The sequence below is a fragment of the Mycobacterium lentiflavum genome, assembly GCF_022374895.2.
GTDB classification, from domain to species: Bacteria; Actinomycetota; Actinomycetes; order Mycobacteriales; family Mycobacteriaceae; genus Mycobacterium; species Mycobacterium lentiflavum.
On sequence record NZ_CP092423.2, the window covers coordinates 4,733,240 to 4,759,645 of the forward strand.

General features: G+C 67.2%; 24 protein-coding genes. 11 read left to right on the plus strand and 13 right to left on the minus strand.

Annotated features, from left to right (window positions below):
* The first annotated feature begins 33 nt into the window (after positions 1–33).
* The 3 genes from MJO58_RS21965 (at position 34) to MJO58_RS21975 (ending at position 4,039) form a co-directional block, all read left to right on the plus strand.
* The gene (locus tag MJO58_RS21965) at positions 34–1,437 is read left to right on the plus strand and encodes a tyrosine-protein kinase domain-containing protein (RefSeq protein WP_090605920.1); all 1,404 of its coding nucleotides are present in this window, start codon (positions 34–36) and stop codon (positions 1,435–1,437) included.
* A gap of 2 nt (positions 1,438–1,439) precedes the next feature.
* The gene (locus tag MJO58_RS21970) at positions 1,440–3,011 is read left to right on the plus strand and encodes an O-antigen ligase family protein (RefSeq protein WP_239720935.1); all 1,572 of its coding nucleotides are present in this window, start codon (positions 1,440–1,442) and stop codon (positions 3,009–3,011) included.
* Positions 3,012–3,139: 128 nt separating this feature from the next.
* Positions 3,140–4,039: a WecB/TagA/CpsF family glycosyltransferase gene (locus MJO58_RS21975; RefSeq protein ID WP_239720936.1), complete on the plus strand. Its 900-nt coding sequence runs from the start codon at positions 3,140–3,142 to the stop codon at positions 4,037–4,039.
* Between the two features lie 33 nt (positions 4,040–4,072).
* On the opposite strand, the gene MJO58_RS21980 is transcribed toward MJO58_RS21975, so the two are convergent.
* The 4 genes from MJO58_RS21980 to MJO58_RS21995 all read right to left on the minus strand — a co-directional run bounded on the left by MJO58_RS21980 (position 4,073) and on the right by MJO58_RS21995 (position 10,395).
* Entirely contained in the window at positions 4,073–5,116 is a 1,044-nt protein-coding gene (locus tag MJO58_RS21980; RefSeq protein ID WP_239723388.1) for a glycosyltransferase family 4 protein, read from the minus strand.
* 31 nt (positions 5,117–5,147) lie between these two features.
* Positions 5,148–6,833: a hypothetical protein gene (locus MJO58_RS21985; protein ID WP_239720937.1), complete on the minus strand. Its 1,686-nt coding sequence runs from the start codon at positions 6,831–6,833 to the stop codon at positions 5,148–5,150.
* A 12-nt stretch (positions 6,834–6,845) separates the two neighbouring features.
* On the minus strand, positions 6,846–8,705 hold the full coding sequence (locus tag MJO58_RS21990) for a putative bifunctional diguanylate cyclase/phosphodiesterase (protein ID WP_239720938.1): 1,860 nt from the start codon (positions 8,703–8,705) through the stop codon (positions 6,846–6,848).
* Between the two features lie 133 nt (positions 8,706–8,838).
* Positions 8,839–10,395, minus strand: coding sequence for a copper resistance CopC family protein (locus MJO58_RS21995; RefSeq protein WP_434086258.1), 1,557 nt, complete (start codon positions 10,393–10,395; stop codon positions 8,839–8,841).
* 207 nt (positions 10,396–10,602) lie between these two features.
* On the opposite strand from MJO58_RS21995, the gene MJO58_RS22000 reads away from it, so the two are divergent.
* The 4 genes from MJO58_RS22000 (at position 10,603) to MJO58_RS22015 (ending at position 14,906) form a co-directional block, all read left to right on the plus strand.
* Complete coding sequence (locus MJO58_RS22000; RefSeq protein WP_239720939.1) at positions 10,603–11,397, plus strand: FkbM family methyltransferase; 795 nt, start codon at positions 10,603–10,605, stop codon at positions 11,395–11,397.
* A gap of 126 nt (positions 11,398–11,523) precedes the next feature.
* Entirely contained in the window at positions 11,524–12,714 is a 1,191-nt protein-coding gene (locus MJO58_RS22005; protein ID WP_239720940.1) for an NAD(P)/FAD-dependent oxidoreductase, read from the plus strand.
* Positions 12,711–13,604, plus strand: coding sequence for an RNA polymerase sigma-70 factor (locus tag MJO58_RS22010; RefSeq protein WP_090605943.1), 894 nt, complete (start codon positions 12,711–12,713; stop codon positions 13,602–13,604). Before MJO58_RS22005 ends, MJO58_RS22010 begins: the two co-directional genes overlap by 4 nt.
* A gap of 48 nt (positions 13,605–13,652) precedes the next feature.
* Entirely contained in the window at positions 13,653–14,906 is a 1,254-nt protein-coding gene (locus MJO58_RS22015) for an aminodeoxychorismate synthase component I (protein WP_090605946.1), read from the plus strand.
* Here MJO58_RS22015 and rsmI read toward each other — a convergent pair.
* Positions 14,903–15,742 carry a 16S rRNA (cytidine(1402)-2'-O)-methyltransferase gene (rsmI, locus tag MJO58_RS22020; RefSeq protein WP_239720941.1) on the minus strand — a complete coding sequence of 280 codons (840 nt, stop codon included), beginning with the start codon at positions 15,740–15,742 and terminating at the stop codon, positions 14,903–14,905. The two genes, MJO58_RS22015 and rsmI, sit on opposite strands and share 4 nt — an antisense overlap.
* Before the next feature lie 25 nt (positions 15,743–15,767).
* Between rsmI and MJO58_RS22025 the strand changes: the two genes are divergently transcribed.
* On the plus strand, positions 15,768–17,324 hold the full coding sequence (locus MJO58_RS22025) for a dolichyl-phosphate-mannose--protein mannosyltransferase (protein WP_239720942.1): 1,557 nt from the start codon (positions 15,768–15,770) through the stop codon (positions 17,322–17,324).
* Positions 17,325–17,403: 79 nt separating this feature from the next.
* Here MJO58_RS22025 and arcA read toward each other — a convergent pair whose 3' ends face one another.
* Positions 17,404–18,615, minus strand: a complete 1,212-nt coding sequence (gene arcA / locus MJO58_RS22030) for an arginine deiminase (RefSeq protein WP_239720943.1) — start codon at positions 18,613–18,615, stop codon at positions 17,404–17,406.
* Between the two features lie 86 nt (positions 18,616–18,701).
* On the opposite strand from arcA, the gene MJO58_RS22035 reads away from it, so the two are divergent.
* Positions 18,702–19,340: an alpha-ketoglutarate-dependent dioxygenase AlkB gene (locus MJO58_RS22035; protein ID WP_090605957.1), complete on the plus strand. Its 639-nt coding sequence runs from the start codon at positions 18,702–18,704 to the stop codon at positions 19,338–19,340.
* On the opposite strand, the gene MJO58_RS22040 is transcribed toward MJO58_RS22035, so the two are convergent.
* Together MJO58_RS22040 and MJO58_RS22045 are read right to left on the minus strand one after the other, a co-directional pair.
* Positions 19,337–19,990, minus strand: coding sequence for a DUF5642 family protein (locus MJO58_RS22040; protein WP_239720945.1), 654 nt, complete (start codon positions 19,988–19,990; stop codon positions 19,337–19,339). The two genes, MJO58_RS22035 and MJO58_RS22040, sit on opposite strands and share 4 nt — an antisense overlap.
* 28 nt (positions 19,991–20,018) lie before the next feature.
* Complete coding sequence (locus MJO58_RS22045) at positions 20,019–20,687, minus strand: DUF5642 family protein (protein WP_239720946.1); 669 nt, start codon at positions 20,685–20,687, stop codon at positions 20,019–20,021.
* A 37-nt stretch (positions 20,688–20,724) separates the two neighbouring features.
* Between MJO58_RS22045 and MJO58_RS22050 the strand changes: the two genes are divergently transcribed.
* On the plus strand, positions 20,725–21,696 hold the full coding sequence (locus tag MJO58_RS22050) for a linear amide C-N hydrolase (RefSeq protein WP_090605962.1): 972 nt from the start codon (positions 20,725–20,727) through the stop codon (positions 21,694–21,696).
* Position 21,697: 1 nt separating this feature from the next.
* Here MJO58_RS22050 and pat read toward each other — a convergent pair whose 3' ends face one another.
* The 3 genes from pat to MJO58_RS22065 form a co-directional block, all read right to left on the minus strand.
* A complete protein-coding gene (gene pat, locus MJO58_RS22055) occupies positions 21,698–22,648 on the minus strand; it encodes an acetyltransferase Pat (protein ID WP_239723390.1) in 951 nt (316 codons plus the stop codon).
* A gap of 264 nt (positions 22,649–22,912) precedes the next feature.
* The gene (locus tag MJO58_RS22060) at positions 22,913–23,614 is read right to left on the minus strand and encodes a TIGR03943 family putative permease subunit (RefSeq protein ID WP_239720947.1); all 702 of its coding nucleotides are present in this window, start codon (positions 23,612–23,614) and stop codon (positions 22,913–22,915) included.
* Positions 23,611–24,615 carry a permease gene (locus tag MJO58_RS22065; protein ID WP_434086259.1) on the minus strand — a complete coding sequence of 335 codons (1,005 nt, stop codon included), beginning with the start codon at positions 24,613–24,615 and terminating at the stop codon, positions 23,611–23,613. Before MJO58_RS22065 ends, MJO58_RS22060 begins: the two co-directional genes overlap by 4 nt.
* A gap of 100 nt (positions 24,616–24,715) precedes the next feature.
* On the opposite strand from MJO58_RS22065, the gene MJO58_RS22070 reads away from it, so the two are divergent.
* Entirely contained in the window at positions 24,716–25,465 is a 750-nt protein-coding gene (locus MJO58_RS22070; protein ID WP_239720949.1) for a class I SAM-dependent methyltransferase, read from the plus strand.
* Here the strand turns inward: MJO58_RS22070 and MJO58_RS22075 are convergent.
* Positions 25,462–25,713 (minus strand): hypothetical protein, encoded by a 252-nt coding sequence (locus MJO58_RS22075; protein WP_090609570.1) that lies wholly within the window; start codon positions 25,711–25,713, stop codon positions 25,462–25,464. The genes MJO58_RS22070 and MJO58_RS22075 overlap by 4 nt on opposite strands.
* Before the next feature lie 284 nt (positions 25,714–25,997).
* Entirely contained in the window at positions 25,998–26,360 is a 363-nt protein-coding gene (locus MJO58_RS22080) for an ArsR/SmtB family transcription factor (protein ID WP_239720950.1), read from the minus strand.
* Positions 26,361–26,406 lie beyond the last annotated feature (46 nt).

Consider the following 26,406-nt stretch of genomic DNA (forward strand, 5'->3'; position numbering starts at 1 on the left):
GTGCCCGGGTAGGGCATAGAGAGGTATCACCCGATGGATTTCCGCACCTTTGCCCGGACGCTTACCGTCCACTGGAAGCTTTTGGTAGGCGCCCTGCTGGCCTGTCTCGCCGGCGCCGCGGCCGTCACGGCGTTTCAGACGAGGGCCTACGAGTCGTCGGCCACCGTCCTGATCTCCTTTCCCGGTCAGACCGACCCGTCGCAGCTGTACTACGGCACCCAGGCCGCACAGGATCGGCTGCCGTCGTACGCGGCGATTGCCGGTGGACGCGCCATTGCAGCGCGGGCGGTCGCGCATTACGACCTCCCGATCAGCGCCGAGGCCCTGGTCAGCAAGACTCGTGTCCTATACATCCCGAAGTCGTTGATGTTCACCATCACCGTCACCGACACCGATCCGAATCGGGCCGCGGCGCTGACGAAGGCGATGGCCGACGAGTTCGTCGAGGTCGTCGGGACGTTGGGCGTGAATCCGAAAGGGACGCTCCCGCCGCCGCCGAGCGCCGACGGCCAGCCTGCGCCGCAACCTCAGACGATCGAGGCAATCCCGACCCGGGCGACGGTGGTCGAGCCCGCCACCGTGCCGAAGCATCCGATCAGTCCCGTGCCCACGCGCAACATGGGTTTGGGACTGGTGGCGGGGATCCTCCTCGGCGTCGGAGTGGCCTTGACTCGTGAGGCCACCGACCACAGCGTGCGCGATCGCGAAAAGCTTGAGCGGCTCTGCAATCTGCCCACCCTGGCCGAGTTGCCGGGGCGGCGCGGCACCGCGCCGCGCTTCGGCACCGACATCGCTTTCGACGACGCGGTCCGCGGTCTGCGCGCACGGATGCTGCGTGCGGCCGGCCCCGGAGCGAGCCGGGTGGTGGTGACGGCGCCGTTCGGCGGCGAGGGCACCACGACCACAGCCCTGAACCTGGCCAAGGCATCCGCCGAAGCCGGCGAGGACGTGCTGCTGGTCGAGGGAGACACCCGTCGACCCGTGATCGCCGGTCTGCTGAAAGTCGAATCGGGCGAAGGCCTGGCCAGCGCACTGGCCAACCCTGAAATCGCGGTCGAGGTGGTCAAGGCGACCCCGATCCCGAAGCTGTTCATGCTGGCGCCGCGCGCTGCCCGCCGTGACACTCTGCCCTGCAGCTCGTACCAGCCGGAGGTGCTGGACAACGTGATGCAGGAACTGTCCGCGACCTTTTCCCGGACGATCATTGACGGCCCGCCGGTGCTGGCGACGGCCGACTCGGGCATGCTGGCCGGCGCCGTACACGCCACGGTGTTGGTTGTCCGGGCGCGGCGCACCACCGAGGAGGAACTCGCCGACGCCCTGACCGCGCTGAACGCGGCCGGGGCCCGGGTCATCGGCACGGTGCTGACCGACGCCAAAGTGGCGCGGCACACCAGGGCTGCCGCCAAGGCTTACCGGGCAAAACTCGGCGGATAGGCATGATCAGGTACCTGCAGACTCGCCATCGCCTGCTAATGGCCGCGATGGTCCTGGGGGTGTTCCTGTTTTTCTGTTTCGCCTTCGGCGTGGCGTCGGTTCGTGACCCTTATCAGGGGATCGTGCTCGTCGGCGCGATGTTCGGCCTGGTCGTGTACTGGGCCCGACCGGAGGCGATGGTATGGATCGCGCTGTTCTATACCTTCGGGGCGCTGCCCATCGGACTGTACGTCGGCAAGGTCGTCGGCCCGACCACGATCTATGTCTGGCACGTCGTGACGTTGTTGGCGATCTTCTATCTGATCCTGCTGGTGCGGCCGCGGTTCTCCGACTACGTGCCACCGGGCATCTTCGTCCTGACCGTGCTGTTTTATACCGCGGTCGGGTTCGAGAACGGACATTCCGCCGAGGCGATCCTGCACGAAATGACGTGTCTCTTCGAGATGGTCGCCGGGTACATGCTGGCGCTGTTGATCGTCCACGGCGACTACATCAAGGGAGCGACGCAGACACTCGTCGCGACGCTGTGGTTTTCGGCGGTCATGGCGATCGTGAGCTCGTCGCTGGGTCTGCGCCTGACCGGACGCTTCGAAACTATCAGCGAATCGACCACCGGCGGCTCGGTCACCCGGCTGATCATTCCCACCACCGCGCCAGCCGTCGCCGTGCTGGCCGCGCTGGTCGCCGCCCAGGTCCTCGGTCGGGTCCGGCCCGCGACGTTCTGGGCGATGGGCGTGCCCTCGTTGATCATCTCGCTGCTAGCCTTTTCCCGCGGCACGCTGATCGCGATCGCAGTGGCCGGCGTCGTCGCGTTCTTGGCCAACCCCGGCTGGCAGGCGCTGCGGCGCTCCGCCACCTTCGCCGTCAGCAGCATGGCGATCATGGCGGCCATGGTGCCGGGCGCACTCTTTCTATTGCAGCATTCGAAGGCCGGAGCATGGCTTGCCCATCAGTTCGCCGGCTTCAGTCACCGTGTCCTGAGCGGCGTCACGGCCAGTTCGCTCGCCGTGGACGACTCGACGAAATATCGGCTGATCGAAAACGCCGACCTCACCCGCGCGATCGCCAAGGCGCCGATCTTCGGCCACGGCATGGGCTACGCCTACCGACTGGCCTTCGGCGAGGACTCGGGCAACGACCAGTTCAGCTTCGACAGCTTCACCGTGCTGCTGGGTACCACCTACGCCCACAACTTCTATCTGTGGTGGCTCGTCAAGGCCGGGGCGGTCGGCATGGCGATCTTCGCCTGGTTTGCGCTCCGGCCGGTGATCCGGGCGCTGCGCAGTACGTCGAAGCCGGCCAAGATCGCCGGCGCGGTCAGCGTGGGCCTGCTCGCCTTGAACATTGTCGGGCCAAATATCGAGGACACCCCGGATTCCGTGGTGTTCGGTATGGTGCTGGGCGCCGCGATGGGCCTCGCCAATATGGCCCGCACACGGCCGGATGAAACCTCCGACGCGAGGCCCGACGACGGCTCAGACGTCGCCGATGCGCCGACGGAACCGCTCCCGGTGCTGGTAGGGGTCCTGGAAGAGCCGGCGCGGTCGGCCAAACACTCACCGCAATCTCCCTGACATCAGGGATACCCGGGGTTGCCGATAGGCGCCTCAGTGATCCCTTGCCGCCTACGCCTTCCGTTATTAGCCAACTCACAGTTTGTTGATGTTGTCGTTACATACCTCTGGCATGTATTATTCCTTACATGCAAGCTTTCAGTTCGTCACCGATTAGCATCCTCGACGTCATCCGCGTCGAAGACGCTGGCGTGCGACCCGAGGGCGGCACGGGCCTTACCCTCCCGCTGCGGGAGACCCGGACTGACGCAGACGAGCGCAATATCGCGAACGACATCATCAACAGCATCACCGTGGTCAACACCGACGAGGCCGCCGACGCGTTGATCGACAAGTGCCTCACTTCTCGGACCGCTCGCATCATCTCGTTCGTCAACGCGCACGCATTCAACATGTGCGACCGCGACGGCGCCTTCGCCGACAGCCTGCTGCAGTCGGACGTGATCCTCCGTGACGGCATCGGCATGCAGCTGCTCTTCCAGAAGCTGAACATCGACGCCGGGCTAAACATGAACGGCACCGACCTGATCCCGCGGCTGCTGGACAGCGCCAAGGGTCAGACCGTCGGCCTTCTTGGCACCGCGGACCCGTACCTGTCGAATGCTGTCGACCAGCTCAAGCAGGCGGGCCACAACGTGATCGTCGCCCAGGACGGATTTCAGGACAAGGCGGCCTACCTGTCGCTGGTCGAGCAGTACCGGCCGAAGGTCATCGTCCTCGGAATGGGCATGCCGAAGCAGGAACTGATCGCCGCGTACCTGAAGGAAAACGTTACCTACAACCCGCTGATCATCAACGCGGGTGCGCTGATCGACTTCATCGGCGGCAAGACCAAGCGGGCACCGCGCTGGGTGCGCGAGGTCCACATGGAGTGGGTGTTCCGTCTGCTCAGCGAGCCGAAAAGGCTGTTCCGCCGCTACGTCGTCGGCAACGCCGTCTTCTTGAGCCGGTTCAGCAGCATTCGTGCAAGCTACGTCCCCGCACTCAACGTTCCGGCCGACCTCGAACTGGAAGACCTCGCCGGCTAAGCCTGGGTCATCCATCGCGGTTGGCCGACGGGCTCAGCGCCGGCTGCCCACCGCCTCGGTGAGCACTTTCAACAAGCGATCCGCCAGGCAATCGACGCTGAACCGCTGCGCGTAGTGCCGGGCCGCGGCGGCTCCGCGCCGCGCTGCAACCGCCGGATCGGCCAGCTCGTCGAACGCGGCGACCACCCCAGCGACGTCATCGACACCGATCGCCGGGCAGCCCGGCGGTTGGTATTCGGGCAAGGCGCCGGCCGTGGAAACGATCGGCGTGACACCCAGCTGCATCGACAGCACCTGCACCCCGCTCTGCGACGCACGCCGATAGTGCGCGATCGAACCCTTCGCGACCGTCAGCGTCTCGACGATCTCCGAGTAGCGGTAGCTACCGCCCCGGCGGCGCACGTGTTCGGGCAGCGCGCCCATATTGACTGAACCATCGCCGATGAGCACCAGGTTGTCGCCGCGCCAGCCGCCGCCGCCCACGTGTTGACGCCAGGCGTCAAGGACCAGATCGATGTTCTTGTACGGGTGCATACGACCGATCATGATGAAGTCGCGGCGTTCGTCGGGGCCCGCCAGCGGCGGCACCAACGCCGGATCGAGGTCGCTGGTCAGCGGCAAGACGTGGATACGGGTACCGCGCACATCGCGACGGTTGGCGATGGCCGCCGCGACATAGTCGCTGTAGGCGACCGTGGCCGCCGAGCGGGCTCCCCACCGGCCGAATAGGGCGTACTCGTACGCCGGCAGTTCTTCGATCGCGTCGTGGGGACGGTCGTCGTGCACCAGCTGGACCCGGGGAGCGCGTCCGGCCAGCGCGATCCATCGGGGATCGCGCACCAACTCGGCGACGACGACTTGCGGCCGAAACTGGCGGATGCGCCGCCACGCCGCGATGGCCGGCGGCCAGGTCGCGGCCGTGCGAAACCGCGGGTCGAGCACCACCTCGTAATCCCGGGCCGCGTCGGATTCCGGATGCAGGTCGCAGGTCACCAGCAAGACATCGGCGCCGCGCCGTCGCAACGCTTCCACCTGAACGCGCGCCAGTGGCCGCAACCACGGCGAGAGCCACAGCACCCGAAGGCCGCCTCGTGTGGGATCCGACACTTTACTTGCCGTCGGCGGATATCAGGCTGTCGCGCGGAATGTCAAGTGTCGCAATTGGATACAGCCCTGAGTTGTCGCGTCCGTCGCGTGCCAACTGCATGGGCGGATAGTTCACCACGTGCGTCGCATCGGGCTTGTGCTGTTGCCAGTCCACCGAGGCGCGCAGCGTGTAGTGCCCGGGTGCCAGGCCCCCGACGTCAACGTGCACCGTCTCGGTCGACGACGCCGGCACCGGCTGCTCGCGTGACTGGCTGGTGTCGTCTGAGACCAGCGATTTGAGGTTGACCGTTGCCGGAATCGTCCGCACCACCGTTCCCGAGAAGTCCACCAGCTTATAGCTCGGTGACCAATTCTCGGTGGCGGCGGCGGCTCCGTAATTAGTCCACACCGCCACAATCGTTGCCACTTTGCCCTGTATTGATTGCGATCCCTGCCGGGCCTCGACCGAATACCGGTAGCCGGCAGCCACGTTGGCCTGAGCCCACAGCACATACAGCTTCGGGTCCATCGCCGCATTCGATTCCCGGTCAGGGAAATTGAAGCTCGACGTCATCGACACGTGGTACCTGATCACGTCGCGCAACCCTTTTTCGTAGTAAGTCTGGGGGTTTGTGCCAGTGGGCAGCTGGCACCATTCGGTGATCAGCAGTGCGGTGGACAACCGCTGCTTGATCGCGTTCACGACCGCATCGTTGGATTTTACGTATTGCGAGTCGTTCGATTCGGCCCAGGTAGGCAGGGGTGCATACACCCCGAGGCAGTCTGCGCGGATCCCAACGGGCGCAGACAGTTTCTTCGTGGTGTCGTCGGCGAGCAATTGGCGCACGATCTCCGGATTGTCCGGCGCGGTGACTAGTTGGGTATGGGGAAACGCGTTCACGTTCGCCGCGACCAGCCGCCGAATGGCTGCCACGGTGATGCTCTGGTCGCGAAACTGGCTGTAATAGCCCAGCTTTGCGACGCTGTCGTCGGGCGCCGGGCCCGGTGCCCCCAGCGAATCACGTAAATAGGAGATGTGGTTTTCGCTGAAATCCCCATAGCCGGAGAACTCGAAGACGCTGAGCCGCTCATCGCGATCATAGCGGCGGCCGAGCGCGGCGAGGAGCTGCTCGAATGCGCCCAGATAGTTAGGGTCGTTCCAGTTCGGCACCACCTGGATCACGCCCGGCGCGGGCCCGGTCGTCGGATTTGCATAGTTGGCGGTGGCACCGGGGGTGGCGCGAACCCACTCGGGGACACCAATGTTCACGTTGTTCGGGTATGAGTCGTCGCAGCAGGAGTTGTAGGCCATAATCCGCAGCGTCATCCGCATGCCGCGGTCGCCAAGCTTGGCCAGTGCGTTGTCGATCACGCTGAAGTCGTATTTGCGATCGTCAGGGGCATCGGGTGGCAAGGTACGCGGGTCGGTGGGCTGTATCTGCCGCCAGAGGATTCGCAGGCTGGCATCGGACGACGCCGGCCAGGCCGGATACCGTTGTTGCGCCGGATTCCCTTGCGGGAAAAGCGGTTCCAAAAGGTCCTCGTACTGGCCACGCAACGGGTTGGGGATCTCCTGCGCATTCGACGGGATCACCGGACTTACCATCCCACGCAACGGACCGGTTTGCTTCTGACCACCACACCCATTGAGCAACAGCATTGCGAACACGGCAAGGACCAGTACCTTTTTGCTAATTTTTCCGACCATTCTCTTCTGAAGTTAGATTGCGCCCCGCGACAAGGCCTCACGATCGGCCAGGAATGGCATCGGCATCCAGCGCGCAGTGAACAACGCCTCCATCGCATCGCCGGGAACGGGTCTGGACAACAGGAATCCTTGCGCGCGGTGACACCCGTGCTGCATCAAAGTCAGTGCGGCAGCAGGGGTCTCGACTCCCTCGGCGACCAATTGCAAACCGAATGCCTCGGCGAGCCCGATGATGGCGCGGACGATGGCCAGGTCGCCGGCGTTGGTCCCCAGGTCGCGCACGAACCCGGCGTCGATCTTGAGCATGTCGACCGGCAGCTGCTTCAGGTGTGACAGCACCGCATAGCCGGTGCCGAAGTCGTCGATCGCCAGTTGCACCCCGACCTCTTTGAGCTCCGCGAGGGTATTGAAGGTCGCTTCGATGTCGTGCACGACGGCGCGCTCGGTGATCTCCAGGCACAGCGACCCGGCGTCGATACCGAACTCGTCGATCGTCTCGGCGACGCTGCGCACGAAGCCCGGGGTGATCAGCTGCAGGGGCGACACATTGATCCGCAGGGTGGCGCCCAGCCCCACGCCCTTGGCGCGCCACCGGCTGAATTCGGCACACGCGGTTCGCATCACCCAGCGGCCCAGCTCGCCGGCCAGATTGGTCGATTCGGCCACGCCGATGAACGAGTCCGGCAACAGCATCCCCCAGATCGGGTGCCGCCAGCGGACCAGCGCCTCGGCGGCCACCACCGCGCCGGTCCACAAGTCGAACTCGGGCAGGTAGTGCAGCAGTAGCGCTTCGCTGCCGATATCGCCCTGCAGATGCAGCTCGATGTCGTTACGGAAGGCGCTTTTGAGTGACATGTCGTCGGTGAACACCGCGATCTGGTTGCCGCCGGCACGCTTGGCGGTCAGCACGGCCTCGTCGGCACGGCGCAGCAGCGCGGTGCAGTTGTCGCGCTCCGGCATGCCGACGGCCAGCCCGATGCTGACGGTGCGGCTGATCATGTGGCCGCCGATTGCGATCCGCTCGCAGAGCATCTTCGACAGCCGGCGGGCGAACGACTCCGCGGTCTCCGGCGACATCGACTGCTCGGGCACGACGACGAACTCGTCGCCACCGAGCCGGGCGATCATGGCCTGGGTACCGGCACAGACCTGGATGCGCTGCGCGAAGACTCTGATGAACCAGTCACCGGCGGTGTGGCCCAGATAGTCGTTGATCGGCTTCAACCGATCGAGGTCGAGAAAAAGCACCGCGACGGGTCCCGGCTTTCCGGCGGCAAGCCGTCCGGACAAGTGCGCAACCAGCGCCCGGCGGTTGTACAGCCCGGTCAGGTCGTCGTGTTCGGCCAGATAGCGAAGCTTCTCCTCGGCGGCAAGGCGCGCTTGCAGCTGGGCGAACAAGGCGGCGACCGCCTCGAGCGTGTGGATCTCGGTTTGCTTCCACTTGCGGTCGCCGAACCGGACGAACCCGAGCACGCCGGTGGTCAGCTCGCCCGACACCAGCGGCGCGGCCGCCACCGAGGGAGCGCTGGGTTGCATGGGCCCCGTCAGCCAGCGCCACCGGGAACGCCGACCGGGCGATATCACCACCGGCTTCCTGCCCTGCTCGCACTCGGCGAGCAGAGCGTCGCCGTCGGTGTAAGAGACGACGGCCGTCGCGCCCGGATCCGCGACCTCAGCGCGCGGCGGGTACTCCGCGAACAGCACTGAGGCCCGCGACAACTCGTCGCGGTGCCGCAGAAAACTGGCGTCCAGGTTGAATTGCTCGACCAGCCGCGCGAGGACTTTTTCGCTCACCTCGGCCGCCGTGGACGCCGTGGCCTCCATCAGCGCAGTGGCGACCGAGGCCACGACCAAGTCCAGGCTGCGCGGCATGGAGACCTCCGATATGGGGCGCATGTCCCGGCCGAGCGGCCAGATTTGAGCAGGTCACGGAACGTATTAGTTAGCCAACCGTATCATGCACGACGCTTTTCCTCCGGGCTTACGCACGGCGTCGCGGGCGGTGTCAACTGTTAGTTGAGCTGGTGTTGTCGCGCGGGATGTCAAGGGTTGCAATCGGGTACAGACCCGAACCGTCGCGTCCGTCGCGAGCCAGCGCCATCGGCCCGTAGTTGACCACGTGCGAGGCGCCCGGCTTGTGTTGTTGCCAGTCCACCGAGGCGCGCAGCGTGTAGTGCCCGGGCGCCAACCCGGACAGGTCGACGTGCACGGTCTCGGCGGACGACGCCGGGACCGCCTCCTCCCGCGAGGGACTGGAATCGTCGTGCACCAATGTCTTCAGGTTGACCGTGGCAGGCAGCGTGCGAACCACCGCACCGGTGGAGTCGACCAGCTTGTAGTTGGGCGCCCACTGCTCGGTAACGGCCGCCGCGCCGTAGTTCGTCCACTCCACCGAGATGGCCGCGACCTTGCCTTGAATCGATTGCGATCCCGGTTTGGCCTCGACCGAATACCGGTAGCCGGCAGCAGCATTGGCCTGCGCCCACAACGCATACAGCTTGGGGTCCATCGCCGATGTCGAATCCCGGTCCGGGAAGTTCGCGCTCGACGTCATCGACACGTGGTATTTGACGACGTCGTGCAGCCCCTTCTCGTAGTAGCCCTTCGAGTCGGCCCCACCGGGCAGGGAGCACCATTCGGTGATCACCGGCGCGGAGCGCAGTCGCAGCTTGATCGCGTTGACGACCGCGTCGTTGTTCCGGACGTACTGGGAGTCACCGGACTCGGCCCAGCCGGGCAGCGGCGATCCGACGCCGAGGCAATCCGAGCGGATGCCGACCGGGGCGGACAGCTTCCTGGTGACATCGTCGGAGAGCAGTTCGCGCACGATCTCCGGGTTCTGCGGCGCCACCACCAACTGGGTGTGGCCGAAGGCGTTGACGTTCGCCGCGACCAGCTGCCGGATCGACGAGCCGCTGATGCCCTGGTCCCGAAACTGGTTGTATCCGGAGAATTCGAAGACGCTGAGCCGCTCGTCGCCGTCGTAGCGGCGGCCCAGCGCGGCGACCAGCCGGCCGAATGCGTCGAGGTAGTGCGGGTCGTCCCAGTTCGGCACCACCTGCGGGACCCCGGGGCTGTTCGGTGGCGGGGGGTAGCTGGTGGTTAGCGGCCGCGCCCAGTCGGGGACGGCAATGCCGGTGCCGTTGGGGACGGGGCTGTAGGCGGAGATACGCAGGGCGAGCCGCATGTTGCGGCTGGCCAGCTTGTTCAGCGCGTCGTCGATCGTGCTGAAGTCGAACTTGCGGTCATCGGGCGCCTCGGGCGGCAGCGTGGCGGGATCGGTGGGCTGCAACTGCCGCCACGAGATCTGCATGCTGGCGTCGTAGGACGCCGGCCACGCCGGGTAGCGCTGCTGGGCGGGATTGCCCTGCGGGAAAAGCGGATTCATCAAGTCTTCGTACTGGCCGCGCAGCGGGTTCGGGATGTCCGCCACGCTGGGCGGGATGGCCGGGCTGACCATGGCCGACAACGGCCCGGGGCTGTTGTGACCACCACAGCCGCTCAACACGAGCACCGCGCAGGCGCCAACCGCCGCCGCGCGTCTGCTCAGTGTCCGGACCACCTTGCGATGCTAGAGGGATGCGCGCCGGGGTGTGACTGGCGGCTCCGCCAGCCGGCAAGTCGGGTGCTGGCAAGTAGATGCCGCACTCGCAAACATTGGCGTACCGCGGTTTCGGCTACGCTGACGGCTGACAAATTGCTGGCGACCCGCGGCGCCCGATTCCGTCTAGCTTGCGGACGCCGGAAGACACCACTGGAGACGCACGAAATGCCCGTCGCACGCTCGGCCAAACGTTGGCTCGTGCCGGCGGCAACGGCTATTGCCCCCCAACTGTTCTGGCGGCGGAGGTATCGCGCCATGCAACGGCTGGGCCAATCCCGCCCGGACGTGCAGCTGGCGGCGTCGTTGTGCGATCCCAACCGGGTCTCCCTAGACATCGGAGCTGATGTCGGCGAGTTCACGGTCGCGATGTTAGCGGCGTCGCGGGCGGTAATCGCATTCGAACCCCGGCCCGCCCAGGCCCGCGCGCTGACGTCGATGTTCGACGCGGTCGGCGCCGACGTCCGGGTGGAAGCGGTGGCGCTATCCGACGAACCAGGCGTGATGAGCATGCGGGTGGTCGAATCCGAACCCGGTCGCAGCACCATCGACGCCGACAACAGCCTTGGCGACGTCGACAACGGCGGAATTCAGAGCATCGACGTGCCGGTCAAACGGCTCGATGATCTGCACTTGGACAACGTCGGCCTGATCAAGATCGACGTGGAAGGCCACGAACTGGCGGTACTGCGCGGCGCCGTTGACACCCTCACCCGCAACCAGCCAACAATTGTCGTGGAAGCCGAGGAACGTCATCACCCTGACGCCGTCGCCGGGATCACCCGGTTGTTGAGTGGGCTCGGCTACGTGGGTTACTTCGACGTCGATGACGCCCGGCGGCCCATAGCGGAGTTCGACCCAACACGTCATCAGGACCCGGCAAACGTCGGCAGCCGCGAGAACGGCTGGGCGGCCCGCGGCACCTACATCAACAATTTCACCTTCTTTCCCAAGAGCTCCTAGGCGGAGGTTGGTCCGTCCAGCTGAGCGCGTCAGTGATACAGCTCACATTCAACGGTCGAATTGTCACGCCCCGCGGTCCTGCGGTGTCTCCAGGGCACAAGCCCGAAAGAGAAATAGGAGACAGCAATGACCAACAGCACTCGTGTCGTCATCGTCGGCGGTGGATACGCCGGCACCCTGGCGGCCAATCGGCTGCGGCAGCGGCCAGAACTCGAGATCACGCTGGTGAATCCCCGTCCGGTCTTCGTCGAGCGGATTCGCTTGCACCAACTGGTCGCCGGTACCGGCGCCGCGACGGCCGACTACGGGTCGCTGCTGGGTGACGGGATCCAGTTGGTCGTCGACGCCGTCGAGCGGATCGACAGCGCTGCCCGTCGCCTGGAGCTGACCTCGGGCGCCGCGCTGGATTACGACTACCTGATCTACGCCGTCGGCAGCACCGGCGCGGTGCCCGCCCAGCTATCGGTGCCCGGTGCCGCCGAATTCGCCCATTCGATCTGCGACCTGGAAAGCGCACAGCGGCTGCGCTACGTGCTGGCCGACCTGCCGCGCAATGCTCCGGTCACCGTGGTCGGCGGCGGCTTGACCGGCATCGAAACGGCCTCCGAGCTGGCCGAGCAGGGCCGGCCGGTGACCCTGGTGTGCGGCGGCACGCTGGGGGCGTCGCTGAGCGCTCGGGGCCGGCGCTCGGTGACCAAGCAGCTGCGCCGGCTCGAGGTCACCAGCTGCGCATCGGTCGCCGTGAGCGAGGTCCGCTGGGACAGCGTGGTGCTCAGCGACGGCGCGGTGCTGCCCAGCGCGGCGACGGTGTGGACGGCCGGGTTCGCCGTGCCGGACCTGGCCGCCCGCAGCGGTCTGCGCACCGACGCGTTGGGGCGGCTGCTCACCGACGAGACGTTGACCAGCGTCGACGATGCGCGCATCGTCGCGGCCGGTGATGCCACCGCGCCCTCGGGCCGGCCGCTGCGGATGAGCTGCCAGGCCGCCGGGCCGTTGGGCGCCCAGGCCGCCGAGACGGTGCTCGCCCGGATCGCCGGCCACACCCCCACGCCGCTCAACCAGGCGTTCGTCGGCCAGTGCATCAGCATCGGCCGCACCGGCGGCACGCTGCAGTTCGCGCGCACCGACGACACCCCGGTGAACCTGGCCTTGGGCGGCCGGACCGCCGCCGCGATCAAGGAAAGAATCTGCCGGGGCACGCTGTGGGCCATCCGGCGCGAGGCCGCCAAACCGGGCTCGTACTTCTGGCTCAAGGGCGGTAGCCGGCCTGCTCAAGAGACCGGGCAACCGGCCGACGAGCAGGTCGCGATCAAATGATCGCGACCTGCGAGCATGCGCAGCGATTCACGCTGTTGCGCCCGTTGCTGTTCACCATCGCCTACGAAATCCTCGGCTCGGCCACCGAGGCCGACGATGTATTGCAGGACAGCTACCTGCGGTGGGCGGACGTCGACCTGTCGACGGTGCACGACACCAAGTCGTATCTGGCCCAGCTGGTGACCCGCCAGGCGCTCAACGCGTTGCGGGCCGGCGCCCGTCGCCGCGAGGAGTACGTCGGGCCGTGGCTGCCCGAGCCGTTGCTGCTCGACGACCAGGACCCGTCGACCGATGTCGTTCTGGCGGAATCGGTTTCGATGGCCATGCTGGTGCTGCTGGAAACGCTGAGCCCGGACGAGCGAGCGGTGTTCGTGCTGCGCGAGGTGTTCGGTTTCGACTACGGCGAGATCGCCGACGCGGTGGGCAAACCGGCGCCGACGGTCCGCCAGGTCGCACACCGGGCCCGCGAGCACGTGCGGGCGCGGCGCAAGCGCTTCGATGCTGACCCGCACCGCAACGCCGAGATCACCGCGCAGTTCCTGGCCACCGCGGCCAGCGGCGACGTCGACGGGCTGATGGCGATGCTGGCGCCGGACGCCACCTGGATGGCCGACAGCGGCGGCAAGGTGTCCGCGGCCCGACGGCCGGTCGTCGGGGCCGACCGGGTGGCCCGCGCCGTCGCCGGGCTGATGCGCAAGGCCGCGGCCGTGCTGCGCGCGGAGATGGTGACCTGCAACAGCGCCCCGGCGGTGCTGCTGTACCTCGGCGACCACCTCGAGGGCGTGATCACGCTGGAGATCATCGGCGAGAAGATCACCAACTTCTACGTGATGCGTAACCCGGACAAGCTGGTCGCGGTAGCGACCGCGCGCGACATCAGCCGCGGCTGAGTCGCGGAGCTCTGGGCGCGAAAATTCACCTTCTGTCAAGCTAGGGCGGTGCGGATTGACCGGCTTCCCAACCTCGGCGAGGCACCCGGTGTGCTGCGCGCGGTCGGGGATGGCGCCCGCCGACTCGGCTTACCCCCGCCCGCGGCACTGACCGGCGAGTGGTTCGGTGCGCTGGCGGTGATCGCGCCGAGCCTGGCCGTGGGCCCGGTGGATCCGGCGGGTGCCTTTGCGGTTCCGATGAGCTCGCAGACCCACGAGTCGCCCGCCGTGGGCGGTGGCTGGGTCGGCTACCTGTCCTATCCGGACGCCGGCGCCGACGGGCGGCCGCATCGCATCCCCGAGGCCGCGGGCGGCTGGACCGACTGCGTGTTGCGCCGCGACCGCGAGGGGCGGTGGTGGTACGAGAGCCTGTCCGGGGCGCCGATGCCGCGATGGCTGACCGCCGCGCTGGCCGCCAAGCCGGGGCCGGCGCGTGCATGCCGGATCGACTGGGACGTGGCCGATCGCGAGGCGCACCGCGGCGCGGTGCTGGCGTGCCTGGAGGCGATTCGTGCGGGCGAGGTCTATCAGGCGTGCGTGTGCACCCGGTTTACCGGGACGGTCACCGGGTGCTCGCTGGACTTCTTCGTCGACGGCGTCGCGCGCACGTCACCGGCCCGCGCCGCCTACCTCGCCGGCCCCCGCGGTGCGGTGGCGTCGCTGTCGCCGGAACTGTTTCTGCGCCGTCACGGCAGCGTCGTGATGTCGAGCCCGATCAAGGGCACCCTGCCGCTGGACGCCTGGCCGTCGGCGCTGCGCGCCTCGCCGAAAGAGGTGGCCGAGAACATCATGATCGTCGACCTGGTTCGCAACGACCTGGGCCGGGTGGCGCTCACCGGCACCGTCAAGGTGCCCGAGCTGCTGGTGGTGCGGCGCGCGCCGGGCGTGTGGCACCTGGTGTCGACGGTGTCGGCCCAGGTGCCCGCCGAGCTGCCCACATCGGCACTCCTGGATGCCGCCTTCCCGCCCGCCTCGGTCACCGGCACCCCCAAACATCGCGCCCGCCAACTGATTTCGCAGTGGGAATCGCATCGTCGCGGGATATATTGCGGCACAATCGGTTTGGCGTCACCCATCGCCGGATGTGAGCTCAACGTCGCGATCCGCACCGTGGAGTTCGACGACGCGGGCACCGCGGTGCTGGGCGTCGGCGGCGGGATCACCGCCGATTCCAACCCCGACGCCGAATGGCAGGAATGCCTGCACAAGGCGGCTCCCGTCGTCGGGGCGCCGTGCCCAGCCGCCGCGGCCGGCGTGGGTTAGTCCTCGCGGCGCGACCGCAGCACCTCGTCGTAGAGCTGTCGCGAGCGCACGGCCGGATGGGCCGCGGCCACCTCGTTACAGGCGTCCTTGACGCGAACCCCGTCGGCGACGAGCTCGCGCACCCGAGCCACCAGCGACGCCACGTCGGCGGGCGGCGTCGCGCCACCCAGCACGACGGTGATCTCACCGAGCACGCCGTCGGCCGCCCAGGCCGCCAGCTCCTCAAGCGATCCGCGCACCACTTCCTCGTGCACCTTGGTCAACTCCCGGCAGATCGCCGCGGGACGCGCACCGCCGAGCTGCTCGACGGCATCACTCAGACACGCCGCCAGCCGGCGCGGCGACTCGAAGAACACGCACGTGCGGCGCTCGTCGGCCAGCGAGGCCAGCCAGGTTTTGCGCGCCCCGCTCTTGCGCGGCGCGAAACCCTCGAAGCAGAACTTTTCCGCCGGCAGACCGGACACGGCCAGCGCCGTCGTCACCGCGGACGGCCCGGGCAAGCACGTCACTGCGACGCCGGCGTCGACACACGCCGCGACCATCCGGTAGCCGGGGTCGCTGATCAGCGGCATTCCGGCGTCGCTGACCACCAGCACCATCGCACCGGCCTTGATCTCGTCGACCAGCGCCGGCACCCGGGTGGCCTCGACCTGATCGAACATGCTGACCACCTTGCCGGTGATCGCGACGCCGAGCGCCTTGGCCAGCGTTCGCACCCGCCGGGTGTCCTCGGCCGCCACCACATCGGCCTCGCCGAGCGCCTTGATCAGCCGCGGCGAGGCATCCGACGGCTGGCCCAGCGGGGTCGCACCGAGCAACAGGCGACCGTGGGACATGACCGACAGCCTACGATCGACACCGATGCCTGCCCCGCCCAGCGAAGCCTCCGTGCCAACCGAAGAGCGCGCCGTGCCCGTCGTCAGCCCGGGGCCATTGATCCCGGTCGCCGATTTCGGGCCCGTCGACACCATCCGTGGCTGGGTGGTCACCGGCATCATCACCTTGCTGGCGGCCATCACCCGATTCGTCAACCTGGGCTCGCCGACCGATGCCGGCACCCCGATATTCGACGAGAAGCACTACGCGCCGCAGGCTTGGCAGGCGCTGCACAACCACGGCGTGGAGGACAACCCCGGGTTCGGCCTGGTGGTCCACCCGCCGGTCGGCAAACAAATGATCGCGATCGGCGAGGCGATCTTCGGCTACAACGGGGTGGGCTGGCGGTTCACCGGCGCACTGCTCGGCGTCGTCATGGTGCTGCTGGTGATGCGTATCGTGCGCAGGATCAGCCGCTCGACGCTGGTGGGCGCGATCGCCGGGATGCTGTGCATCTGCGACGGCGTCAGCTTCGTCGCCTCCCGCACCGCGCTGCTCGACGGCATCCTCGTCTTCTTCGTGGTCGCCGCGTTCGGCGCGCTGATCGTCGACCGCGACGAGGTGCGACGGCGAATGCACGTGGCGCTGCTGGAAGGCCGCAACACCGCAACCGAGTGGGGCCCGCGCCTCGGCGTGCGCTGGTGGCGGTTCCTGGCGGGCGTCATGCTCGGATTGGCTTGCGGGACAAAGTGGTCCGGCCTCTACTTCGTGGTGTTCTTCGGTTTGATGTCGCTGGCGTTCGACGTGGCGGCCCGCCGGCAGTATCAGGTGAACCGGCCCTGGCTGGGAACGCTGCGGCGCGACTTCGTCCCCACCGGATACGCGCTGGGGTTGGTCCCGATCGCGGTGTACCTGGCCAGCTATGCGCCGTGGTTCGCGTCCGAGACCGCGATCGAGCGGCACGAGGTGGGCCAGACGATCGGCCCGCACAGCGACTTCCCGTTCCCCGACGCCCTGCGCTCGCTGTGGCACTACAGCGCCAAGGCGCTGGAATTCCATGCGGGCCTGACGAATTCGGCGGGCAACTACCACCCGTGGGAATCCAAGCCGTGGAGCTGGCCGATGTCGTTGCGGCCGGTGCTGTACGCGATCGATCAGCAGAACGTCGGCGGCTGCGGCGCGCAGTCGTGCGTGAAGGCGGAGATGCTGGTCGGCACGCCCGCGATGTGGTGGCTGGCGGTGCCGGTGCTGCTCTATGCGTGCTGGCGCGCGTTCGTCCGGCGCGACTGGCGTTACGCCGTCGTCCTGGTCGGCTACTGCGCCGGGTGGCTGCCGTGGTTCGCCGACATCGACCGGCAGATGTACTTCTTCTACGCGGCGACCATGGCGCCGTTCCTGGTGATGGGCATCGCACTGATCTGCGGTGACATTCTCTATTCCCCGGGCCAGAGCGCGGAACGCCGGACGCTGGGCCTCATCGTGGTGTCCGGCTACGTCGCCCTGGTGGTGACCAACTTCGCCTGGCTGTTCCCGGTGCTCACCGGTATGCCCATTTCGCAACAGACCTGGGACATGGAGATCTGGCTGCCCAGCTGGCGCTAGCGGCTTTCTGCGTCGAGACTGCCGCTACGGCGGTGATTTCGCGTCATCCACAACGCTGGCGGCAATCTCGACGCGAAAACTAGAGGGCGTCGCGGGCGACCGGGCAGGACATGCACCGCGGACCACCGCGGCCGGTGCCCAATTCCGAGCCCGCGATCGTCAACACCTCGATGCCGGCGTCCTGCAGCCGGGTGTTGGTCTGCACGTTGCGCTCGTAGGCGACGACCACACCGGGCGCCAACGCCAGCGTGTTGTTGCCGTCGTCCCACTGCTCGCGTTCGGCGACGACGGGATCCAGGCCGGTGTCGATCACGCGCAGCTTGTCGATTCCCATCGCCCTGGCCGCCGCTTCCAGAAATGGCGTCTCGTCACCGATGTTCACGCCATCGCCCGCCGGCTGGATCGTGAATGCCGACAGCGTGTCGATGACGTTGGCGTACATGACCACCGTCTCGGTGTCGACCATCGTGCACACCGTGTCCAGGTGCATCTGCGCGCGCTGCTGCGCGATCGGCACGGCCAGCACGGTGTGCGCCAGGTCGTCGTCAAAGAGACTGCGCGCCAACGCTTCCACGCCGGCAGGGGTAGTCCGCTCCCCCACCCCGACCGCGACCACGCCCGGGGATAGCAACAGCACGTCGCCGCCCTCTACAGGTGCCGATCTCGACTCGTACGCCTTGCGCACCCCGGTGAATCGCGGGTGGTGGGCGTAGATCAGGTCGGTCAACGACGTCTCACGGATCCGCGCCCGCAGCGCCAGCGACGGGATCACCACCCGCGCGCCGATCCAGATCGACGAGTCCCGGGTGAACACCAGGTTCGGCAAGGGATCGATCACGAAATCCGCACCCTGATGCATGCGAAGCACCAGCGACACGTCGGTTCGGGTATCCGGCGGCAGCTCGTTGAACGTCATACCGGCCATCAGGATGTGCGCTAGCTTGGCCGGGTCCAGTCCACGCAGGTAGGCCGAAAGCTCTTGCGCCAGCGGCGCTCCCAGTCGGCGCGCATCCACGGCGGCGGCAACGCCCTGCATCCGGGCGGCGCCGCTGTGGTTGAGCGCCTCGGTCAGCAGGTCGGACAGCAGCAGCACTTCCACCCCGCGCGAACGCAGCAGCTCGGCGAACTGATCGTGTTCGTCCTGGGCACGGTCGACCCACGGCAATCCATCGAAGAGCAGCTGGTCGTTATTGCGCGGATTGAGTCGACGCAGCTCCGCGCCGGGACGATGCAGGATCGCCACCCGCAGCGCGCCTACCTCGGAATTCGTGCTGAGCTCGATAACACCCACAGCTAAACCGTAGCCGCGCGAAACAGGGTCGTCGCGTCACACCCGGGGCGCGCTGGTAGCCCGGCGAGTCCTGCTCAATCGAACGGATGTGCGATAGGCTGTGCGGCGTGGGGACCCAGATATCCGGGGTACAGGGCTCGCTGTTCGAGCACACCCAGCGACGACAACTCGGCGACGGTGCCTTCATCGAGATCCGCGCTGGCTGGCTCAGCGACGACCCGTCCGGTTCTCAAGACCTGCTCGACACGCTGTTGAACACCGTCGCGTGGCGAGCCGAACGCCGCCAGATGTACGACCGGGTGGTCGACGTGCCGCGACTGGTGAGCTTTCACGACCTGACCGTCGAGGACCCGCCGCACCCGCTGCTGGCGCGGCTGCGCCGCCGGCTCAACGACATCTACGCGGGCGAACTCGGCGAGCCCTTCACCACGATCGGACTGTGCTACTACCGCGACGGCTCCGACAGCGTCGCCTGGCACGGCGACACGATCGGTCGCAGCAGCACCGAGGACACCATGGTCGCGATCATCAGCCTCGGCGCCACGCGGACCTTCGCGATGCGCCCGCGCGGGGGCGGGCCGTCGCTGCGGCTGCCGCAAGCGCATGGCGATCTGCTGGTGATGGGCGGATCCTGCCAGCGCACCTGGGAGCACGCCGTACCGAAGACCGCGCTGCGCAAGGGCCCGCGCGTCAGCATTCAATTCCGGCCACGCGACGTGCGCTAGGACGTACGGATCGCGGCGACCGCCGTGACGAGCAGGTCGCGGGCGCGCTGCGTGTCGACCTTGGCGACGGGCTGGTCGGGCACGACGAGCGGGTTGGCGATCACGATCACCTGATAGTCACCGAATTGCGCGGAGTAGTCGTAGAGCTCGCCGGTGCGGGGACCGCCGGCGACCAGCGCCTGCAGGACGCGGTGCACGCCGAACGTGTGCGTCCCGTCGATGTTCGGCGCGTCGATGACCTCGAGCCCGCCGCGCACGCCGGTCCCGGCGAACGCGACCTTGGTGCAATCCTTGCCCGGGTCGTTGACGGGCAGCGGTTTGGAGGTTTCCACCGCGATCACGACATAACGGTTCCCGCTACCCTCGGCGGACACCGCGGCCATGTTGCCCTGCACGTCCGGCGGCATGTCGGGTCCGGCCGCCAACTTCGCGCAGTTGGCGGGGTCGAACTTCAGCCCCTCGGGCAACTTGCGGGCCGACAGCAGCTTGGGATCGATCGCCCGTTCCGAGATGTCGGTGACCTTGAACTCGGGCCCGAAGCTCGACTTCACACCGACGACCTTGGCGATGTCGGCATTGGTCGGGGGGGCATTCGATGAGCAACCGGCGAGCACGCACACCGCTGCGATCGCGCATACCAGCCTGGACACCGTGGCTAATCTACCCAAAGCCGGGCATTCAACCGCGCAACGTCGACACCGTTTTGACGAGCAGATCGGCGGCGAATTGCGGCGGCAACGCCGGCAACGCCGACCCCGGATCGGTGGTCACCGTGGTGAAGGCGTAGTAGCCGCCCAGGTAGGCGATGAATGTGTATGCCCGCGAATCGATTTCGGTGCCCGACTCAACAGCGGATTTGACGTCGACGATCATGCCGAGGGTTTGCGCGTCGTCGATGCGCGGCGGGTCGGTGAGCCGGACGCCGGCGGTGGTGCGCTCGGCCGTCATGGCCCACTGGCCGCAGGTGTCGACGACACTTCGGTCCAGGTCAACGTCTGGCAAAGCCACCACAGCCACGTTGATGACGCCGCCCGGACCTGAGGCGGACAGACCCTGCGCGGATCGGTCGTGCCCCTTGCCGGGATCGGCGAGGACGGCGCATGACGCGGGCCGAGACGTGGCGTTCGGGTCAAGACCCCAGACCAGCTGCGGCGAGGACGCGCTCGGAATGCCGGGCGTGGCCTCGTAATTGGGCGGGAGGTCGCGAATGACTCGCTTGATGTTGGCGGGGTTGACGGTGGTGGAGTGCGCCGACGGCGTAGGCGTGGCCGACGGCCGGTGTGTCGGCGCGTGGCTACATGCGGCCACCAGCACCGTGAGCACCGCACCAAACCAGAACGGCCGCATGCGAAGTTGATACCACGAGACGAGTAGCTTGACGCATGTGTGCACACGCGTCCTCTGGAACACCAACAAGCTGTCCGTTCTGACCGGCCGCAGCATGGACTGGCCAGAATCCACTGAGCCGATGATCGTGGCATTTCCGCGCGGACGCGAACGTGACGGCGGTGTGGCGGCCGGAAACACCGTCGTCGCACAGAATCCGCTGAAGTGGACCAGCCGTTACGGGAGCCTGGTCACCACCGTCTACGGCGTCGGCAGTTTCGACGGCGTCAACGAACGCGGCCTGGCCGTGCACGGGCTGTATCTGGAATCCACGGATCTGGGGCCGCGCGACCCGTCCAAGCCGGGATTGCACGTCGGACTGTGGACCCAGTATCTGCTCGACCAGGCCGCCACCGTTTCCGAGGCGCTGGTGTTGATGGACGGCATTCAGCTGGTGATGATCACCGCGCGCGGGTACGACGCCACCATCCACCTCGCGATCGAGGATGTGTCCGGCGATTCGGCCATCGTCGAGTTCGACCACGGTCGCATGGTCGTGCATCACGGTCGCGAGTACACCCTGATGACCAACGACCCAACTTATGACGAACAGCTGGAACTGCTTGCCAAGCAAGACTTTTCCAAGCCCGGCTGCGAGATGCCGCTGCCCGGTAACGTCAACGCGGTCGATCGGTTCCAGCGTGCGGCGTACTTTTTGGCACTGCTGCCCGAGCCGCGCGACACCCGGCAGGCAGTGGCCGGCGTGATGGCGATCATGCGCAACGTCTCGGTGCCGTTCGGCGCGCCCTACGAGGATTTCGGGATCTACAACACCGAATTCCGCACGGTCACCGACCTGACAAACCGGACTTACTTCTTCGAGCTGACGACCAGTCCGAACACGGTCTGGATCGAGCTGGACGGCCTCGATTTCACCGAGGGATCCGATCCGGTCGCGATCAACCCGTATGACGACGACCTGGTCGGTGACATCACGCCGAAGTTGACCGTCCACCAGCCGGTGTTCTGATTCAGCCCAGCGCCTCGATCACCTGCCGGGCGACGCGCTTGATCTCGTCGGCCAATTCACGCTTGATGCCCAAGTCGCGCCGCCGCGGCACGTCGATGACGGTGGTGATGACGCCGACATCTTCGCGTTGCCAGATCGCGCCGTGACGGTCCATGATCGCGCGCATCGGCAGATTGTCGGAAAGCATTCGCGCGGAGAACCTTTCGACCCCGTCAACCTTGGCGGCAATCGACAGCGCACCGATCAGGAAGCTCCCGATCCCCCGGCCCTGGTAGGCGTCGGCGACGGTGAACGCGATCTCGGCGACCGTCGGATCCTTTTCGTCGCGGACGAAGCGCGCATCGGCCACCGGGTCGTCGCCGTCGGTCACCACCCACACGAAATGGTCGACGTAGTCGACCTCGGACAGGTAGTGCATCAACGCCGGTGAGGGCGGCCGGGCCGTCATGAACCGCCGATACAGCGTTTCGCTGGAGAACTGGATATGGCCGTGCACGGTGCGCACGTCGTCACCGGGCAGCACCGGGCGCAGCAGCAGGTGGGTGCCGTCGCGCATCCGTATCGGGATGGGGGTGACGAAGGCGGCCAGCCGCTGGCGCACCATCCGCAGCAGCCGGGGCATGATGCCCGGGATGTGCACCAGCCGAGTGAACGCATCGTTGTCACCGATCCAACCGGTCAGCGGCTCGAGCGTGGTGACGGTCGCGATCCGGGGGCTATCGCGCAGCAGCGCGATCTCGCCGATGATCGCGCCGGCGGACGTCTGGCCGATCGCCACCGCGCCGTCGGCCCCGACGTGTCTGATCTCGGCGGCGCCCGAGGAGATCAGCAGAAACGACACGGCCTGCTCGCCCTGCTGCATCAGAATCTGTCCGGCCACGGCGCGCAGCGGCTGCAGGGTGGCCGCCAACGGCTCCAAGTCTTCGATGGCGCATCCCTCGAAGATGTCCATCGCGGCGAGTTCTTCCGCCCGCGCGCCGATCAGCTCGGCCACGGCGGCCCATCTTGCGGTCCGATTCGCTCAGGCTATGGCGTCGGCGGGCGGCGCAGCAACAACCAGGCGAACCGATGTCACGAGTTCCGTGGATCTTCGGCGCCATTGCGGTGAGAATCACAAGTAATGCAGCCAGCCAGGATCCAGCACTGGCCGAGCTGAATCGCTGCACCGACCGTGGCGAGCCCAACTGGCTAACCAGCAGGTTTGTCCTGCTTTGGACTAGGCGTAGGGGTTTGCCGGAGCGGGCACGGGCGTGACCGAGACGGCCCGCAGCGTCGGGATCGGCGGCGTGTGCGGCTGGCGCTGCGCGGGCGTAATCACGCCCTCCACCCGCAGCCACGTGTTGTCGGCGAAGTGCACCGTGCTGCCGCCGTCGTGGTCGCGCAGATGAATGCGGGCCAGTTGGGCGTCGGCAGCGCAACAGATGATGACGATGCGGGCCAGGTCAATTCCGCCGGGTTCGTTGAGGGCGAAACCGGTGACCGTGATCAGCCGGTTGTCCAGCGAGCCCGTGCTGTCGTTGGCCGAACGCACCACCGCCTCGGCCAGCGAGATCTCGGGCGCCCGCCCCGGCGGTAACGGCGGAAATGCCACGCGCAGAACGTCATTGGAGACGTTCGTCACCGTGGCGGCCTGGGGCCGCAAGGCCGGGGGCGTCACAAAGCACAGCACCACGATGGGCACGGCAAGCAACCACACCACGCCGCCGCGGTGGGCATGCCCGTCGTCGTGATCGCGTCCGCCGCGGCGGACGTCGCCGACGATGGACACCAGCGCGAGCACGATCAGCAGCGCGGCGGTGAGCACCAGCCACGGCAGCAGCGACGGCTTGACGTAGCGGGTGAACACGCCGGTGGCCACGATCAGCGCGATGCTCAGCCCGACCAGCAGCAGGATCGTGTTCTCGGTTTCACGCTTCATCGAGAACCGCCCAGCAGCAGCACGCCGACTCCGGTGGCCACCACGGTGGCCACGACGAAAGTCGCCGGGCCGAAGCGGGTGGCGAACGCCCGGCCGAACATGCCGGACTGCATCGCCAGCAGCTTGACGTCGACGGCGGGCCCGACCACCAGGAACACCAGCCGCGGAATCAGCGGCACCATCGTCAGGCTGGACGCCACGAACGCGTCGGCCTCCGAGCACACGGCCAGCGTGACGGCCAGCGTCGCCATCACGATGACGCCGAGAACCAAATGCGCGCCAACGTTTTCGAAGATCCACGGCGGCACCAGCACGTGCAGCGCCGCCGCGGCGGCGGCTCCCACCACCAGGTAGGCCGCCGCTTGCAGAAAGTCGTGCCGGGCCACCTCGCAGAACACCAGCCACTTCGAGTCGGCCTCCGGGCTGTGCGAGCCGTGCTGCGGGAGCCGGCGGGTGATCCATTCGGTGCGGCCCCACCGCGACCACGCCCAGCCCATCACCACTGCGGTCAGCAATGACGCGGCGACCCTGGCGATGACCATCTTCGGCTGACCCGGGAACGCGACGGCCGTCGCGACCACCACGACGGGGTTGATCGCGGGTGCGGCGAGCATGAACGTCAACGCCGCCGCTCCAGCCGCGCCGCCGTCGCCGAAGAGCCGCCGAGCCACCGGCACCGAGCCGCACTCGCAGCCCGGCAGCGCGGCCCCGGCCACGCCGGCGACCACGACCGCCGCGGCGGGTCGCCGGGGCAGCCAGCGCACCAGCCGTTCGGGCGACACGAACACCGCGATCAAACCGCTGACCACTACGCCCATGCCCAGAAACGGCAGGGCCTGGACGAAGACGCCGCAGAACACGGTGCCCGCGGTGGCCAACGCGTCGCTCTTCGCCACAAAGGCGCGCACCCAGGTCCCCGCGATCGCGAATCCCACCAAACCGAAGACCAGGACTTCCATGGACCCGAAGCTCGATTGACGCTCGGCTCTCACTGATCGCACCCGGGCTGAAATCTCATGACCATTGATGAAAACGATTATCACGCGCCTGGTCCGGCGCTCCCAGCCGACCCGCCGATACGGTCGGCTAGCCTGCAAGGCGATGCGCCAGGATCCGGTCGAGACGACCCGCGGCCTGATGAGCCGGACCGCCGAGCTGCGACACGGTTTTCTCGACGTGCTGGGCGAATCGACCAGTGCGCCGGTGCCGACCGTCGCGCAGCGCGCGATGAACAGCCCGTTCGTCGCGACGGTCTACGAACGGCTGTGGCGACCGACCGCCTTCTACGCCGCCAGCGGCCTCACCCACCGGGCCGAACAGCGCCGGGCGGCGTCGGCCCTGCAGCTGCCGACCGCGCACCGGCTGCTCGATGTCGCTTGTGGCCCAGGCAATTTCACCGCCCCCCTGGCCGCCGAACTGACCGACGGCGGCCTGGCGGTCGGATTCGATATCTCCGAGTCGATGCTGACGCGGGCCGTCGCCGACAACAGCGGGCCGCACACCTGTTATGTCCGCGGCGATGCCCGCATGTTGCCGTTCGGCGACGAAACCTTCGACGCTGTTTGCTGTTTCGGTGCGCTGTACTTGATGCCCGAGCCGTTCCGGGTGGCCGCCGAGATGGTGCGGGTGTTGCGGCCCGGCGGCCGGATAGCGATCCTGACCAGCTACGCCCCCGATGCGGCAGCGGTGCGGCACCTGATGACCGCGGTCGCGCGCATCATCGGTCTCACGGTGTTCGGCCGGCGCGACTTCGTCGACCTGTTCTCGTCGGCCGGGCTCGTCGACATCGAACAGCAGACGCAGCGCGTGGTGCAGTTCGTCGTCGCGGCCAAGCCGGCGGCAACGACCTAGGACGCCGCCTTGCCGACGCCGAGAATCCGGACGACCGGCGTGCCCTCTTCGCACTCCAGCACCCAGGGATCGCCGCCGTTGACGGGCTCGGAGATGAGCTTGTACATGATGGGGGTGCCGACCCGATGCGACCTCTGGGTGCATTCGACCTGGAACAGCCGGTAGTCGCCGTCTTCATCGATGGCCAACGAGAAACCCGGCTCGACGGATTCGACGGGAACCTTCTGCAGGTAGTACTCGATACTCATCTCCATCACATTAGAGCCGACACCGTCTCTAATCCCGTGTCGAAACACTGTCTTATCAAATGTTCAGCTAGATTTTTCCGACCTGGTCGGGACTGCGTTTGACGCCGCGCCTCACCCGGGCGCGGGGCGCCAGTGCCATCAGCGGGGCGGGTCGTCTCCCGAGTCCGGTTATCCGCCAAAGGACCTGTGATTACTGTTCTACATGCCGAGCTTGAGCGCGGCCCCGGCATCGACAAAGAGCTGCTGGCCGGTGACGTAACGCGACTCGTCCCTCTCCTGAGCGCTTAACCGGCCGTTCGGCTTCGATCAGGGATGCCCAACCGCAGGTGTTCGCTGTGGTAAATGGCTTGATCGAGTAGCTCGGAGACGTGGTTGTCATAGAGGGTGTAGATGATGTGGCGCCCGGCGCGGTTGCCCACGACCAAGCCGAGGTTGCGCAGCAGGCGCAGCTGGTGTGACACTGCCGACTGTTCCATCCCGATGGCGTCCGCCAGTTCGGCGACCGGCCGGGGTCCGTGGCGCAGTTCGATCAAGATCAGCAACCGGCTCGGTGCACCGAACGCCTGCAACATGGTCGCCACATGCTCGATGGCATGGGCGTCAAATCGCGAGGCCCGGCGATCGCGGCTCTCGGGTCCGTGTCCCATGGCCGAAAGCATACGTGACATGTGCCATATGAATACGTCTTCATGT

Excerpts from the sequence above, each read along its gene's own strand:
- MJO58_RS22005 (WP_239720940.1), top strand. The coding sequence starts at position 11,524 with ATGACCAACAGCACTCGTGTCGTCATCGTCGGCGGTGGATACGCCGGC.
- MJO58_RS22000 (WP_239720939.1), top strand. The coding sequence starts at position 10,603 with ATGCCCGTCGCACGCTCGGCCAAACGTTGGCTCGTGCCGGCGGCAACG.
- MJO58_RS21965 (WP_090605920.1), top strand. The coding sequence starts at position 34 with ATGGATTTCCGCACCTTTGCCCGGACGCTTACCGTCCACTGGAAGCTT.
- MJO58_RS21970 (WP_239720935.1), top strand. The coding sequence starts at position 1,440 with ATGATCAGGTACCTGCAGACTCGCCATCGCCTGCTAATGGCCGCGATG.
- MJO58_RS22070 (WP_239720949.1), top strand. The coding sequence starts at position 24,716 with ATGCGCCAGGATCCGGTCGAGACGACCCGCGGCCTGATGAGCCGGACC.
- MJO58_RS22060 (WP_239720947.1), bottom strand. The coding sequence starts at position 23,614 with ATGAAGCGTGAAACCGAGAACACGATCCTGCTGCTGGTCGGGCTGAGC.
- MJO58_RS22075 (WP_090609570.1), bottom strand. The coding sequence starts at position 25,713 with ATGAGTATCGAGTACTACCTGCAGAAGGTTCCCGTCGAATCCGTCGAG.
- MJO58_RS22045 (WP_239720946.1), bottom strand. The coding sequence starts at position 20,687 with ATGCGGCCGTTCTGGTTTGGTGCGGTGCTCACGGTGCTGGTGGCCGCA.
- rsmI (WP_239720941.1), bottom strand. The coding sequence starts at position 15,742 with ATGTCCCACGGTCGCCTGTTGCTCGGTGCGACCCCGCTGGGCCAGCCG.
- MJO58_RS22025 (WP_239720942.1), top strand. The coding sequence starts at position 15,768 with ATGCCTGCCCCGCCCAGCGAAGCCTCCGTGCCAACCGAAGAGCGCGCC.
- MJO58_RS22010 (WP_090605943.1), top strand. The coding sequence starts at position 12,711 with ATGATCGCGACCTGCGAGCATGCGCAGCGATTCACGCTGTTGCGCCCG.
- MJO58_RS21975 (WP_239720936.1), top strand. The coding sequence starts at position 3,140 with ATGCAAGCTTTCAGTTCGTCACCGATTAGCATCCTCGACGTCATCCGC.
- MJO58_RS22080 (WP_239720950.1), bottom strand. The coding sequence starts at position 26,360 with ATGGGACACGGACCCGAGAGCCGCGATCGCCGGGCCTCGCGATTTGAC.
- pat (WP_239723390.1), bottom strand. The coding sequence starts at position 22,648 with ATGGACATCTTCGAGGGATGCGCCATCGAAGACTTGGAGCCGTTGGCG.
- MJO58_RS21990 (WP_239720938.1), bottom strand. The coding sequence starts at position 8,705 with ATGCCGCGCAGCCTGGACTTGGTCGTGGCCTCGGTCGCCACTGCGCTG.
- MJO58_RS21985 (WP_239720937.1), bottom strand. The coding sequence starts at position 6,833 with ATGGTCGGAAAAATTAGCAAAAAGGTACTGGTCCTTGCCGTGTTCGCA.
- MJO58_RS22035 (WP_090605957.1), top strand. The coding sequence starts at position 18,702 with ATGTGCGATAGGCTGTGCGGCGTGGGGACCCAGATATCCGGGGTACAG.